The sequence below is a fragment of the Brevibacillus gelatini genome, assembly GCF_003710935.1.
GTDB classification, from domain to species: Bacteria; Bacillota; Bacilli; order Brevibacillales; family Brevibacillaceae; genus Brevibacillus; species Brevibacillus gelatini.
The window spans coordinates 166,532-179,834 of sequence record NZ_RHHS01000017.1; the positions used below are offsets into that span (position 1 = coordinate 166,532).

General features: G+C 54.2%; 19 protein-coding genes. 15 read left to right on the top strand and 4 right to left on the bottom strand.

Going from position 1 to position 13,303, the window contains the following annotated elements; genetic code table 11:
- Window positions 1–27: 27 nt before the first annotated feature.
- Window positions 28–963, bottom strand: coding sequence for a DUF1385 domain-containing protein (locus EDM57_RS07240; protein ID WP_122904331.1), 936 nt, complete (start codon window positions 961–963; stop codon window positions 28–30).
- A gap of 136 nt (window positions 964–1,099) precedes the next feature.
- Between EDM57_RS07240 and EDM57_RS07245 the strand changes: the two genes are divergently transcribed.
- From EDM57_RS07245 to efp, 4 genes are all read left to right on the top strand, one after another.
- Complete coding sequence (locus EDM57_RS07245) at window positions 1,100–1,609, top strand: YqhR family membrane protein (protein ID WP_122904091.1); 510 nt, start codon at window positions 1,100–1,102, stop codon at window positions 1,607–1,609.
- 150 nt (window positions 1,610–1,759) lie between these two features.
- Complete coding sequence (aroQ, locus tag EDM57_RS07250) at window positions 1,760–2,200, top strand: type II 3-dehydroquinate dehydratase (RefSeq protein WP_122904092.1); 441 nt, start codon at window positions 1,760–1,762, stop codon at window positions 2,198–2,200.
- Between the two features lie 35 nt (window positions 2,201–2,235).
- Window positions 2,236–3,306, top strand: a complete 1,071-nt coding sequence (locus EDM57_RS07255) for a M24 family metallopeptidase (RefSeq protein ID WP_122904093.1) — start codon at window positions 2,236–2,238, stop codon at window positions 3,304–3,306.
- Window positions 3,307–3,348: 42 nt separating this feature from the next.
- Window positions 3,349–3,906, top strand: a complete 558-nt coding sequence (efp, locus tag EDM57_RS07260) for an elongation factor P (protein WP_122904094.1) — start codon at window positions 3,349–3,351, stop codon at window positions 3,904–3,906.
- A gap of 113 nt (window positions 3,907–4,019) precedes the next feature.
- On the opposite strand, the gene EDM57_RS07265 is transcribed toward efp, so the two are convergent.
- From EDM57_RS07265 to comA, 3 genes are read right to left on the bottom strand one after another with little or no spacing between them, the layout of a single operon-like run.
- Window positions 4,020–4,490 (bottom strand): DUF441 domain-containing protein, encoded by a 471-nt coding sequence (locus EDM57_RS07265; protein WP_122904332.1) that lies wholly within the window; start codon window positions 4,488–4,490, stop codon window positions 4,020–4,022.
- A 39-nt stretch (window positions 4,491–4,529) separates the two neighbouring features.
- Window positions 4,530–5,252: a 2-phosphosulfolactate phosphatase gene (locus EDM57_RS07270; RefSeq protein ID WP_122904095.1), complete on the bottom strand. Its 723-nt coding sequence runs from the start codon at window positions 5,250–5,252 to the stop codon at window positions 4,530–4,532.
- On the bottom strand, window positions 5,243–6,064 hold the full coding sequence (gene comA, locus EDM57_RS07275; protein ID WP_122904096.1) for a phosphosulfolactate synthase: 822 nt from the start codon (window positions 6,062–6,064) through the stop codon (window positions 5,243–5,245). Before comA ends, EDM57_RS07270 begins: the two co-directional genes overlap by 10 nt.
- Before the next feature lie 151 nt (window positions 6,065–6,215).
- Here comA and EDM57_RS07280 point away from each other — a divergent pair, with 151 nt between their 5' ends.
- The 11 genes from EDM57_RS07280 (at window position 6,216) to accB (ending at window position 13,301) form a co-directional block, all read left to right on the top strand.
- Window positions 6,216–6,479, top strand: a complete 264-nt coding sequence (locus EDM57_RS07280) for a YqhV family protein (protein ID WP_122904097.1) — start codon at window positions 6,216–6,218, stop codon at window positions 6,477–6,479.
- 77 nt (window positions 6,480–6,556) lie between these two features.
- Window positions 6,557–7,042 carry a CD1247 N-terminal domain-containing protein gene (locus tag EDM57_RS07285; RefSeq protein WP_122904098.1) on the top strand — a complete coding sequence of 162 codons (486 nt, stop codon included), beginning with the start codon at window positions 6,557–6,559 and terminating at the stop codon, window positions 7,040–7,042.
- A gap of 194 nt (window positions 7,043–7,236) precedes the next feature.
- On the top strand, window positions 7,237–8,199 hold the full coding sequence (spoIIIAA, locus tag EDM57_RS07290) for a stage III sporulation protein AA (protein ID WP_122904099.1): 963 nt from the start codon (window positions 7,237–7,239) through the stop codon (window positions 8,197–8,199).
- Entirely contained in the window at window positions 8,187–8,705 is a 519-nt protein-coding gene (gene spoIIIAB, locus EDM57_RS07295) for a stage III sporulation protein SpoIIIAB (protein ID WP_122904100.1), read from the top strand. The genes spoIIIAA and spoIIIAB overlap by 13 nt, the downstream gene beginning before the upstream one ends.
- Before the next feature lie 16 nt (window positions 8,706–8,721).
- Window positions 8,722–8,925 carry a stage III sporulation protein AC gene (gene spoIIIAC, locus EDM57_RS07300; protein ID WP_005827263.1) on the top strand — a complete coding sequence of 68 codons (204 nt, stop codon included), beginning with the start codon at window positions 8,722–8,724 and terminating at the stop codon, window positions 8,923–8,925.
- Between the two features lie 13 nt (window positions 8,926–8,938).
- On the top strand, window positions 8,939–9,328 hold the full coding sequence (gene spoIIIAD, locus EDM57_RS07305; protein ID WP_005827266.1) for a stage III sporulation protein AD: 390 nt from the start codon (window positions 8,939–8,941) through the stop codon (window positions 9,326–9,328).
- Window positions 9,329–9,344: 16 nt separating this feature from the next.
- On the top strand, window positions 9,345–10,532 hold the full coding sequence (gene spoIIIAE / locus EDM57_RS07310) for a stage III sporulation protein AE (RefSeq protein WP_122904333.1): 1,188 nt from the start codon (window positions 9,345–9,347) through the stop codon (window positions 10,530–10,532).
- An 8-nt stretch (window positions 10,533–10,540) separates the two neighbouring features.
- Window positions 10,541–11,215, top strand: coding sequence for a stage III sporulation protein AF (gene spoIIIAF / locus EDM57_RS07315; RefSeq protein WP_122904101.1), 675 nt, complete (start codon window positions 10,541–10,543; stop codon window positions 11,213–11,215).
- A 31-nt stretch (window positions 11,216–11,246) separates the two neighbouring features.
- A complete protein-coding gene (spoIIIAG, locus tag EDM57_RS07320) occupies window positions 11,247–11,885 on the top strand; it encodes a stage III sporulation protein AG (protein ID WP_122904102.1) in 639 nt (212 codons plus the stop codon).
- A gap of 13 nt (window positions 11,886–11,898) precedes the next feature.
- Window positions 11,899–12,570, top strand: coding sequence for a SpoIIIAH-like family protein (locus EDM57_RS07325; RefSeq protein WP_122904103.1), 672 nt, complete (start codon window positions 11,899–11,901; stop codon window positions 12,568–12,570).
- A gap of 221 nt (window positions 12,571–12,791) precedes the next feature.
- On the top strand, window positions 12,792–13,301 hold the full coding sequence (accB, locus tag EDM57_RS07330; RefSeq protein WP_122904104.1) for an acetyl-CoA carboxylase biotin carboxyl carrier protein: 510 nt from the start codon (window positions 12,792–12,794) through the stop codon (window positions 13,299–13,301).
- The last annotated feature ends 2 nt before the right edge of the window (window positions 13,302–13,303 follow it).

Sequence of the window (13,303 nt, forward strand, 5' to 3'; positions counted from 1 at the left end):
ACCTCAATCGGAATAAAATGCCTCACGTTATCCGGTCGTAGCCATTTTTTCCTGGACGTGCTGAAGGTCCAGTTCCCGCATCTTCTGGAAAGAGGCGATGGCTACTTCGACCTGACTGTCATCGGGCTCACGTGTCGTGATTTTTTGCAGCCAGAGACCCGGATAGCCAAGGTAGCGCAAAACAGGCGTGTCACGGAGCTTGTTTGTCCACTGTAACACCTCGTAGGAGACTCCGATGACGAGCGGCAAGAGCACGATTCGCTGCACGACCCGCTCTGTCAGGGAGTCGTAGCTGAACAGCGAGTAGATTACGACTCCGACGAACACGCTGAAAATAAGAAAACTGCTGCCGCAACGGTAATGTAGGGTGGAAAATTTTTGTACGTTCTCTACTGTTAATTCTACCCCGGCTTCAAAGGCGTTAATCACTTTATGCTCCGCCCCGTGATATTGAAAAAGTCGTTTGATAAGCGGGGCTTGCGCGATGGCGGTGATGTAGCCAAGCAGCAGCAGGATTTTGAAGCCGCCTTCTGCCAGTGTTTGGGGAACCCCATCCGGCACCCATTTTCCCAACAGAAAATCAGCGAGGAAAACGGGAACGAGGGTAAAGACGAATTTACCGAACAAAAAGGAGAGTACACCGACAAGTGCAACCCCCAGAATCATCGTCAGTTTCGAAGGGCCTGCGCTCACTTCTTCGCCAGACTCCATGCTGTAGCGTTCAGAGGCGAAGTTCAGATGCTTGGCCCCGTTGGCGCTGGCTTCGATCAGTCCGACCAGACCGCGAATAAACGGAATTTTTTTCAGGGGGGTAATCCATTTATATTCCGTGCGCGGGGCCTCGAAATACTCAATTTCATGATTTTTTTTGCGAACAGCTGTGACAGTCATCGTCTTGCCACCGAACATCACACCTTCGATGACGGCCTGACCGCCGTAGCTGGGTACTTTTTGCTGAGCCAACACAATCACCTTCCTTACCTTCCATTTTAACGGAAAGCGGGGCTTGAAGCTACAGGGAGTTCAAGCATCGCCAAGAAATGTAAACAATTAGTGAAAAACATGGAAACAGCACATACTACGTGTGAGGTGATAGGATATGGTAGCAGGCAGAGCTGCACGAAGACAAAAGGAGCTGTGGGGCAAGCCAAAGGAGCGCGGCAAAGCGGGGAATAAACGGGTATCTGCCGCCAAAATTGTGGAGCTTGCGTTTTGGGGAACGATCATCTGGGGGATCGTCCGGTTGCTTGCGCACTTCCTGAATCTGACGCCGTACGGGTTGGGGGCTTTTGCCAGACCGCTGCTCACCGGGTACGAAGAGGACAGCCTGACAGGTATTTCGCTGGGGGCGATCGTGCTGTTTGTGGAGACTGTGCTGGCAAGCTTCCTGTTTTCCTTCTTGTTCGGGAATATGCGCGCATGGTGGACCGGGCTTCTGTACGGCGCCGTCTTGCTTGCGATTGCAGGATTCTTCTTCCGCATCGGGAATTGGGAAATAGGTACCTTGAGCACGGAGGGCGCCTGGTACTTGTCTTTCGGGTTATTTATCGGCATGACAATTGTGCTGGAGCACTCGCACGAGGAGCAGTGGAACGGCGAAAAGCAATAGGGGATCGGCTCATCCCCTCTCTTTGCTGATTGGGAAAATTCGCAATGTTGGCTGATTTTTGCATTCGACTGTGAAATCGGGAATGGCTTGTGGTAAAATGTTTCATTAGTAAAAAAACTTTTTCCGAAAATCATATGGGGAGGGATGACAATGACTTCCGTTCTGCTGTTGAACGGTCCCAATCTCAATTTGCTGGGGACGCGGGAGCCGGAAGTATATGGAAGAGAGACACTGGAGGATCTGGTGGCAAAGCTGTCTTCCGTCATGGACGAGCTGGGCGGTAAACTTGCGCATTGCCAGTCCAATCACGAGGGAGTCCTGATTGATGCGATTCACCAGGCCAGAGGTGTTCACGACGGCATTTTGATTAACCCTGGCGCATTTACACATTACAGCTATGCCATCCGCGATGCACTCGCTGGTGTGGCGCTCCCGACAATTGAAATACATATTTCCAATATTCACGCGCGCGAGGAATTCCGCCACCGCTCGGTCATTGCCCCTGTCACGATTGGTCAGGTTGTCGGCTTGGGCATGGACGGCTATGAATGGGCGCTGCGGGCGCTCGTCCGCAAAATCGAGAAAAAATAACAGCTTCGTCAGGATGAAAGGGGAAACGGGTCGCCATGAAACAACGTCTGAACAAATTGCGTGAAGCGCTGACACAGGTTGGAGCGAATGCGTTCATTACGGAAAAGCAAGAAAATCGCTTCTATCTGAGTGGCTTTACCGGCTCCACCGGCTGGGTCATTGTCACGGAAAAAGAAGCCTTCCTCGTTACAGATTTCCGCTATGTGGAGCAGGCGCAAGAGCAGGCGCCAGATTTTACGGTCGTCAACAACGAGCGCAAAGCAGTCGAAGCGATCGCCAGACTGCTGCAGGAAAAAGGCATCAAGCGGCTGGCTTTTGAAAGCAGCATTTCCTTCGGCACGTATCAGGAGTGGAGCAAAGCGTTCGACGGCGTAGAGCTTGTTCCAACCAGCGGTGTGCTGGAAAAAATCCGCATGTTCAAGGACGAGTCGGAAATGGTTATCATCCGCGAGGCGGTAGGAATTGCCGAGGCGGCGTTTGCGCATATTCAAGGATACATCCGTCCAGGCGTGCGCGAGGTGGATGTCGCGCTGGAACTGGAGTATTTCATGCGCAAGCAGGGCGCGACCGGTTCAGGCTTTGACATTATCGTGGCGTCCGGTGTGCGCGGTGCCCTGCCGCACGGACGAGCCAGCGAGAAAGTGATCCAGGCGGGTGAAATGGTCACGCTCGATTTCGGAGCCGCCTACAAAGGCTACAACTCCGACATTACCCGTACAGTCGCCGTCGGGGAGCCGAGCGCGAAAATGAAAGAGATTTACGACATCGTGCTGCGTGCGCAGCTGGCTGGCCTGGAAGCTTTGAAGCCAGGTGTCACGGCAAAAGCAGCGGACGCCGCAACGCGAGATGTCATCGCGGCGGCAGGCTACGGTGAAGCGTACGGACACAGTGCGGGTCACGGTCTCGGAATCGAAGTGCATGAACTCCCTGGTCTTTCGACAGTAAGCACGTACGTACTGGAGCCAGGCATGCTCGTGACGATGGAACCGGGCATTTACATCACCGGAGTGGGCGGAGTGCGCATCGAGGACGACGTGCTGATTACGGCAGACGGGCATGAGAACCTCAACAAATCTACGAAAGAGTTGCTCATTTTGCCCGTGTAATTTATACTATTCTACGTTATTGATTGATTTGGGAGGACAACGATGATCTCTGTAAACGATTTTCGGACCGGTTTGACGATCGAAGTGGATGGCAACATCTACACCGTGTTGGAATTCCAACATGTAAAACCAGGTAAAGGCGCGGCGTTTGTACGCTCCAAACTGCGCAACCTGCGCAACGGCAACACCACAGAAATGACTTTCCGCGGCGGTGAAAAAGTAAACCCTGCCCGCATCGAAACCAGCACCATGCAGTATCTGTATGCGAGCGGTGACGAGTACACGTTCATGAACACCGAAACGTATGAGCAACTGACCTTCTCGCGCAGCCAAATCGAGCGCGAACTGCGTTTCCTCAAGGAAAACATGAACGTGCAAATCGTGCAGTACAACGGCGAAACAATCGGTATCCAGCTGCCAAACACCGTTGAGCTGGTTGTTACCGAATGCGAGCCAGGCGTAAAAGGCGATACTGCTTCCAACGTAACGAAAAAAGCAACATTGGAAACCGGCTTCGTCGTCAACGTTCCGCTCTTCGTAGAAGAAGGCGACCGTCTGATTATCGATACGCGTACAGAAGCATACGTTTCTCGCGCGTAAGTCGGAACCCGCAGCAGTATGTATGCAAAAAGCTGTGCCCAATCGGGTGCGGCTTTTTTTCTTTGTACCGGATAAAAATCCCCTCTTCCCGGATGAAAAGAGGGGGAGCCGTTTTATTGAGGCCAGCGCCCGCCGAACCATTCCCACAGCTTCAGCACGAATGCAGTAATCCCTGCCGCCATCAGGGGACCGACTGGAATGCCGCGAAAAAACACAATGCCGATGATCGACCCGATGACAAGACCGATAATCATGTGCGGCTCGGTGCGCAAGAGGTCGAGCCCCTTGCCGTTCATCCACGTGGCAAGTGCGCCTCCTGCGAGTGCTGTGAAGCCGACGACCGTTGTAAACAGGGGCGTGACATCTTTCCACGATATTTTTTCACTGGCAAACGGGACCAGCACGGAAATCGTCAAAAAAAGCAAACCAAGCTCCAGTCCGCGGCGCTCGACTGAGGGGAAAAAGCGTTCCAGGGCCGTCAGCTTGAGCACCAACAGGATGCTCGCCGCCGTCGCGATAATCGGTGAACGGCCAATTAATCCTATGACGATCAGGATGACAAGCATGACTTCTCCAGACATCATCATTGGCATCAAAACCCCTGTCCCTATTCTCCTTTCACTCTATGAGACGAGGTGGGGGAGTATGCGTTTGTCCTTGACGTAGGGGACGAGCTGGAACTGGTCGACCTGGGAGCAGAAGCGGAGATCGTCGGCAAATTGGTGGGAGACGAGCCGCTTGCCTGTCGTGGTCTTTAGCAATTGCTCGCTCAATTTGTCGGCGTAATACAGGTAGCTTCCTTTCAAAGCTTCGCCCAGATCGCACGTCTGGATGTTGGCCAACGCTTTTTGCGCCTGCACGATCATCAGCCCGGCGGCAAGCCCATCCTCCAGCGCGAATTCGGAGCGCGTGCCCGCACAGTACAGGGTAATATCCAGATGATAGCTGAGCGCGTGTCTGATGCAGGCTGTCGCGTTTAAAAAGCAGCCGATCAGCAGGGCAGAGGCTCGCTCCGCCTTTTGGATCGCGCGCGTTCCGTTCGTCGTCGTCAGCACGAGTCGCTTGCGCTTGCCGGACGTTTGGGTCGCAGAGATTTCCGTTGGCGAGTTGTTGCAGTCAAAATCAGGAATTTTGCGGCAGTGCCGCTCGCCGGCCAACAGGCAGTCAGCAGCGCGCAGCGAGTTGGCCTGCCCGATCGTCTCAACCGGAATGACACAGTCAAAACCGTTTCCCAATGCCGTGACAATCGTGCTGGAAGCGCGCAGGACGTCGATGACGATGACGACATGGTTGCTGATCTGGTCAAAGCGAATTTCCTCGACCGTCGGCACGACTTCTATTCGCACGGGGCAGGCCTCCCCTCTTCCATCATCACGGCCGTATCCCCGCGCAGGCCCCGACGCAGCGTCTCTACGGACAAGACATCCGTGTACGCGATATTGCCCAGATTGACCTCGCTGCCAAGCGCATGGATCAAGCCTACCTGCTGGTCTTTTTGCGGGGCTTCCCAAATCAGCCGCTCCGCATTTTCTTGGGCAAGACAGACAATGTCCTGCACAAAGTCGTGATCGACCTTGCCGTTTCCATCGAAGACGCCGACCGTTCCGCTTTCCCTCGCTTCAACAATGACGTGGCTGGCCCCGGCTTGCAGGTCAAAGTCCAGTGTTTCCAGCAGCTCCTGGCGCTGTGCGCGGTAGCCGGCAGCCTTTTTGCCTACCTCTGTATAGACGACAAGCCCGGATTCCACCCCCAGCACAATTGCTTCCTTGCGCTTTTCAAACGAAAGGGGAAAAGTGCCGTCGGAAATTTCCACAGCGGAAAATCCGAGCGAGCGGATTTGCTGCATGTACTCCTTGATCGTACTGTACCGGATGGCAATCTCGAATAACGTACCGCCAGGCATGATGTGCAGCCCGTGCGCCTTCGCGGCTTCGAGCTTTTGCCGGAGCACTTTTGGCGGATAGAGGGCAGTCGTGCCAAAGCCGAGTTTGTATATATCGATATAGGGAGAAGCCAGATCCAGCAAATCGAAGTAAGCTGTAAGTCCCAGGCCTTTGTCAATGACCATGGTCAGCCCTTTTTGGCGAGGCTTTTCGCGCATGCGCCCGGACGGGTTCGCCCAGTTGGCGGGCAAAAACGGATGTTCATAATCTACCATCGCATTTTCCTCATTTCTTCTAGGCGTATGGTTCAGTGTATGCCCACTCAACAGGAGGAGTGAAGGGGAAAGGCGGTAGGCGATCACCCATCTCCAGTGCTGAAATGAAGGAGTACAGGCATAGAGTGAACGGAGGGGAGGACGAGACGGTATGTGGGAAAAAGCGATTATAGGCATGGCCGCACTGCGGGTTTTGTCAGGCAGTATCGAGATTTTGGCTGCCTTGCTCATTTTGAAGGTCAATCAGGTGGAAAAGGCGCTGCTCATCAATTCCGGGCTGGCGATTGTCGGGCCTGTCATTTTGATTGTGACGACCGCGATTGGTCTTGTCGGCATGTCGGATCGGGTGAGCTTTGCCAAGATCGCCTGGATTTTGCTCGGCATCTCATGTATCCTGATCGGGGTTCGCAAGTAGTCATCCAGTTCCTTCTACTTGTAAAAGACGCCATACTCGGGAATGCTAGTCTCAAATGGCCAACGGGAGGGAATGGAATGATCGAAGCAATGGCGAATCGAATCGCCTATTTGCGCGGACTGGTTGACGGTCTGGATGTAAGCGAAAAAAATGCGGAAGGCAAAATCGTGGCGGAGATGATCGAGATTATGGACGAGGTGTGCGCCCAGTTCCGCGAACTGCACACCCGCGTGGAAGAAGCGGAAGATTATATCGAGGCGCTGGACGAGGACCTCGAAGACGTGGAGCTCTATCTTTTTGGAGAGGACGACGATTTGTACGAAACGATCGAAGACGACGAGGACATAGAGTACGCTACCTGCTACGATCTCGACGATGACGAAGACGCTTACCTGTACGAAGCAAATGGCGATGCGCATCTGGAGGGCGGTTACGAATTTTCCTGCCCTCATTGCCAGAAAGAGATTCGCTTGCGAGAGGGCCGCGATGAGGAAGGCTACTCGCACTACCTCATCGAACGGTCAACTGACGAGCGCGAATGCCAGCCGATCAATCCTACGTAAAAAAAGCTTGTCCCGGCGCGTGAAAAAAGTGCCGGGGCAAGCTTTTTTGTTTGCAGCGGCGAGCGAATTGGCCCGGCTGCTTTTTCGCATTTTGCCAAAAGAGTCTTAGCATAAATCTCGTCCATTCCCGCATAGGATGGAGGTAAGTCAATGTGGACAAACGAGAGTCAGCCACAAAAAGGAGGGTACCGGATGTGAGAGAGATCATGGCGATTTTGCCGGAAGCCATACGCTCGATTTTGACTGCTCTTCCCTCCACGGTCAAAGAGCATTTGGAAGAGATACGACTTCGGCAAAATCAGCCGTTGGAAGTGCGCTTTGGCCAGCAATCCAGCTACGTGACGCCGACAGGCCAGCTTACCTCCACCGCGAGCAAAGGATGGATGTTTTCCGCAGAGCAGGCAGTCAAGCTGTTGAATCAGGTCAGCCAGCATTCTTTGTACGCGCTGGAGGAAGAGTTGAAGCGGGGCTACATTACAGTCGTAGGCGGCCATCGCATCGGCATCGCAGGCAGAGTGGTGCTGGACAAAGGGGATGTCAAAGGCATCAGGGACATCACCAGCTTCAATATCCGGATCGCCCGGGAGAAAAAAGGGGCTGCGCAAAAAGTAATGCCCTATTTGTTTGAAGGCGGCAAAGTGCTGAGTACGCTGGTGATCTCTCCGCCGCAATGCGGGAAGACGACGCTTTTGCGCGATATGGCCCGCTCCTTAAGCTACGGGAGCGAATGGGCGTCCAGTCGCAAGGTCGGGATTGTGGACGAGCGTTCCGAGCTGGCAGGGTGCCTGCAAGGCGTCCCGCAACGAGACGTCGGACCAAGGACAGATGTGCTGGACGCTTGCCCGAAAGCCGCAGGGATGATGATGCTGATTCGCTCCATGTCGCCTGATGTGCTGATTGTGGACGAGGTGGGGCGGGCAGAGGACGGGGATGCTGTCTGGGAAGCGATTCATGCCGGAGTTGCGGTGATCTGCTCCGCGCATGGTGCCGACATCGAGGAGGTGGCCCGGCGTCCGATGCTTGGCAACCTGGTGCGGCATGGCGTGTTTGCCCGCTATATCGTGCTTAGCCGGGCGAAAGGCGTGGGCACGATCCAGGCGATCTACGACCAGAGAATGAAGCCGCTGGAAAAGGAGAAGATCGCATGGTCAAGCTGATTGGTGCGCTGCTCATCCTGTTTTCCGCTTCCATGGTCGGCTGGCAGATCAGCAAGTACTACGCCTATCGCCCGGTTCAGCTACGAGCGCTGCTGGTTGCCTTGCAAATGCTGGAGACGGAAATCGTCTACGGCATGACACCGCTGCACCGCGCTTTTGTCAAAGTAGGCCACCGTGTCTCCAAGGAAGTGGGCAATCTGTTTCTGCACGCCGCAGAGCTTCTGGTCAGCGAAAAGGCGCATTCGGCGGAAGATTCCTTGCAGCAGGCGATGGGCAAGCATTGGCCGCAAACAGCCCTGCGCAGGCAAGAGCGGGAAGTGCTTGCGAGTCTCGGACAGGTTCTCGGTTCATCCGACAGGGAAGACCAGCAAAAGCATCTGCGTCTTGCGGTTACCCACCTGCGGGGGCTTGAGGAAGAAGCGCGGGCCGAGCAGGCCAAGTACGAACGCATGTACAAAAGTCTGGGCTTCCTTGGCGGGCTCTTGGTCGTCATCCTGATGTTCTAAAGGCGAGGTGTTCACAGTGGATTTTGATTTGACACCTGTTTTCCAGATCGGAGCGGTAGGATTCATTACAGCGATCTTGCACACGGTACTCAAACAGGCGGGAAAGGAAGATATTGCGCACTGGGCGACTCTGGTCGGATTCATCATCGTCCTGTACATGGTGTCCCACTACCTTGGCGACCTGTTTTCTGAGGTGAAACGCGTCTTCCTGTTCAACTGAGGAGGGGCTCTCGATGGAAATCGTACAAATCGTTGGACTTGGACTGGTCGCGACCATACTTGCCCTGGTGATTAAGGAACAAAAGCCGATGTTCGCTTTTCTTTTGGCGATTGCAAGCGGCGTCATCATTTTCTACTTTTTGGTAGGAAAAATCGCCGAAGTCATTCGCATCCTGGAAAGGCTGGCGGTCCAGGCAGATTTGAATCTCGTGTTTCTGGAAACGATTTTAAAAATTATCGGAATTGCCTACATCGCAGAATTTGGGGCGCAAATGACCCGCGATGCTGGACAAGGGGCGATTGCCTCCAAAATTGAGCTGGCAGGAAAAGTGCTGATCCTGGTCATGGCCGTGCCGATTATCCAAATCATCATCGAAACCGTGATCGACTTGCTGCCGGCATAAGGGAGGTGGGATGTCTGTGGTGCACACTGGCAAACTGATCCTGATATGGTTCGCACTCTTATTCTGTCTGTCGCCTTGTATGGTCTACGCAGCCGGGGCATCCGCAGCCAGCCCGATCAACCAGATTGTCGAGGAGCAAGTCGATCACCTGCAGCTGGACCGCGTCGAGAAGTATTGGCACAAGCTTCAGCGGGAGTACCAAGGCTACCTGCCAGACTTGAAATCCCAGGGCTTCATCCAGATTTTGCTGCAGCAGGAGGAACTGTCGATCGCAAGCTTCCTGCAAGGGATGGGCAAATTCATCTTCCACGAAATCTTGATAAACGGTAAGCTGCTCAGTTCGATCATCATCATCACGGTTTTTGCGATGATCCTGGAGACGATGCAAAACGCGTTCGAGCGTAACGCCGTTTCCACCGTCGCCTATTCAATTGCCTATCTCGTCCTGATGGTTCTGGCCATCAACAGCTTTCACGTCGCCATCACCTATGCCAAGGACGCGATCAACAGCATGACGGATTTCATGCTCGCCATGATTCCGCTCGTCATCGCCCTCCTGGCTTCGGTGGGGAACCTCGCGACAGCGACCATGTTTCACCCGCTGATTATTTTCATGATTAACATCAGCGGCATGATGATTACGTACGTCGTGTTCCCGCTCCTGTTTCTCTCGGCGATGCTGTCGATTGTCAGCCTGTTTTCGGAACGCTACAAGGTCACTCAGCTTGCGACCCTGCTCCGCAATATCGCGATGGGCGTGCTCGGTTCCTTCCTGACCATTTTTCTCGCAGTCATCTCGATTCAGGGCGCCACCTCTGCTGTCACAGACGGCGTCACCCTGCGGACTGCCAAATACATTACCGGCAACTTCATCCCGATTGTCGGACGCATGTTCTCCGATGCAGCCGATACGGTCTTGAACGCATCGCTTCTGGTCAAAAACGCAGTAGGCCTGGCGGGAGTGGTCATCCTCATCATCCTGTGCGCTTTCCCGGCTCTCAAGATACTGGTTCTCGCTCTGATCTACAACCTGTCATCCGCCGTGCTGCAGCCGCTCGGCAATAGCCCGATCATCAGTGCGCTCGGCACGATTGGCAAAAGTCTCCTGTTCGTCTTCGCCGCACTGGCGACGGTGGGATTGATGTTCTTTCTGGCAATTACCATCATCATTGCGGCAGGCAACATCTCCATGATGGTTCGGTAGGTGATGACATGGCATGGTTAACGCTTTGGCTGAAAAAAATCATCCTGCTCGTCCTCCTGGCAGCCTTTCTCGATCTGATCCTGCCCAATACGACCTTGCAGCGCTACGTGAAAATGGTGATGGGGCTGATCCTGCTTCTGACGATCATCTCCCCGGTGTTTGCCCTGTTCAGTCTGTCGCAGGATGACCTCGCCCTCCGGCTGGATCGCTACCAGCAGGAGCTGAACAAGCCAGCGTCCGTTGAATGGAAAAAAATGACTGACAAGCTGATGGGACAGCAAAACGAGCAAATAACCGCCTATGTGCAGGCGCAGGTAGCATCGGCTGTCAAGGCGAGAATCAAGGCAGACTACGGCATGGAGGTGGCGGACGTGACAGTTGTCGTCGATCAGAAGCGGGGGGAGCCGACCTTGTCCCGCATGGAGCTGGTGATTCGCGAAGCGGACGAAAGTCCAGACGAGAGCGGATCGCAGCAGGTCAAGCCGATTACGCCCATCAAGCCCGTCGCTCCGGTAGAGATCACGATTGGCGAAGGGCAAAAGCAACAACAGGAAATCGCCGTTACGGCCCGCGAGGAAAATGCGCTGATGAGCCGGATGGCAAGCGATCTGGCCGAGCAATGGGGACTTTCCAAAGAGCAGGTCATCATCAAAGACGAGTCGAGGGAAAGCGAAAGACAGTAATGGCGCTGGCGACACAAGCGAGGTGAGAAAAATGCTGGAAAAGCTGAAAAAACTGTGGGAAGGAAACGACAGCAGCAAAAAGCTCAAGCCGCTGCACTACTTGATCGTCGTACTTGGCATCGGGATCGCTGTCATGATCCTGACCGATTTTCTGCACGTTGAAAAAGATCAGCCGCTCGGATTCGCGATCAACACCGCGGAGACATCGTCGCAACCTTCCGGCGATGCGACGACTCCGGTGTTCGGCGGGTCTCCCGCGCCGGACATTATCGCGGAGTACGAAAACATCTACGAGTCCCAGCTGAAAGATATACTCGCGACTGTAGTCGGCGTGGGCGAGGTCGAAGTCATGGTCAATCTGGAATCGACACCAGAGCTGGTCGTCGAAAAAAACACGAATGTCCGCTCCTCGGTCAACCAGGAGACGGACAAGGAAAAGGCAACCCGGAATCAAAGTGACCAATCGCGCGATTCACAGGTCGTCATTGTCCAGGGCGGGAAGCAGGACCAGCCCGTCATCGTCAAGACGCTGAAGCCGCGCGTCCGGGGGGTGCTGGTGGTGGCCAAAGGGGCCGACAACATCCAGGTTAAAGCGTGGATCACCGAGGCCGTGCAAAAGGTTTTGGATGTTCCCGCTTACAAGATATCCATTTTGCCCAAAAAAGGGTAGGAGGTAATGGCGAATGATTCTGCGCAAGCAAACAGTTTGGTTGTTGACGATGCTGGCTGTCATGGTTGTACTCTCCGGCTACTATCTGGTGAAGGGACCGCAGGAGCAGGTTCCGACCTTGGGAGAGGAGCAGGCGGTCCAGTACCAGGAGCAGATTTCCGGTGTAGAGGTTGAGACGAAGCAGGTCGAACAGGCTCCGGGCGCAACGGCGGTCGATGCCAAAGATGCCAAGGATGGCAAGCCGGAAGCGACGACCCCTGTGGGGCAAACTCAAGCCACGGAGGAAGCGAAGCAAACCTCCGGCAATGCGGTCGTTCCGCTCACCGAGACGACGGCAGAAGTTTTCCAGGGCTTCAAGCTGAACCGGGAAGCGCAAATCCAGCAGCAAAAAGCTGAGCAGATGGAAATTATCAACAATGCCGACGCATCTCCCCAGGCGGTAGCAGAGGCCAAGGCCAAGTATGATGAATTGTCCAACCTGGAGACGGCTACGATGAACGTAGAGGAAATACTCAAGGCCAGCGGCTACAAGGATGCGGTCGTCCTCGTCCAGAACGACAAAGCGACCGTGATTGTCCAAAAAGACAAACTGAGCGCAAGCGAAGTGGTGGAAATCATCGCTCAGGTCAAGCAGCATTTGAACATGCCGGCAACGAATATCAACGTCCAGTTCAAGGCTTCCTGACAGATGAAAAAGGGCTGAGCTACCCCTTATAATTTGCCCCTGAAATGGGCATGCTGGTAAGGATTTTCTCGCTTCCTCTCGGCAGGAGGCGGGGAAATCCTTTCTTGACGTGGTATAGGCAACAGGCTACCATGGATTTATGGTTTGCCAAAAGGATACATATGGGACTCCCTGTTCCGCTATTGACGTTATTGAAACAAACGAAGGAGTGCTTTTTCGTCATGAAAATTCATGAAATCCGAGAAATTATCAAGTTGATCGATCAATCTTCCATTAATGAATTCAATCTGGAGACGGAAGGGGCAAAAGTGTCCCTGAAAAAATCCAGCGGTACTGAGACAGTAGTCGTGACTCAACCTGTCGTACAAGCCCCGGCAGCTCCTGTTGCGGCTGCGCCGGTAGCAGCGGCACCAGCGCCTGTGCAAGCAGCTCCTGCTGCGGTGGAAGCGCCCAAAGCGGCTCCGAGCGCTCCTGCTGCGGACGACGCAAACCTGCACAAGATCGTCTCACCGATGGTCGGAACCTTCTACTGCGCACCAGAGCCTGGCAAGCCTCCATATGTGCAAGTTGGCGACAAGGTCACTCCGAACAAGGTCGTCTGCATCGTGGAAGCCATGAAGCTGTTCAACGAGATTGAAGCGGAAGTAAACGGCGAGATCGTCAAGGTACTGGTCGAAGACGGCCAACTCGTCGAGTACGGTCAACCGCTGTTTTTGGTGAAGCCAGAATAAGG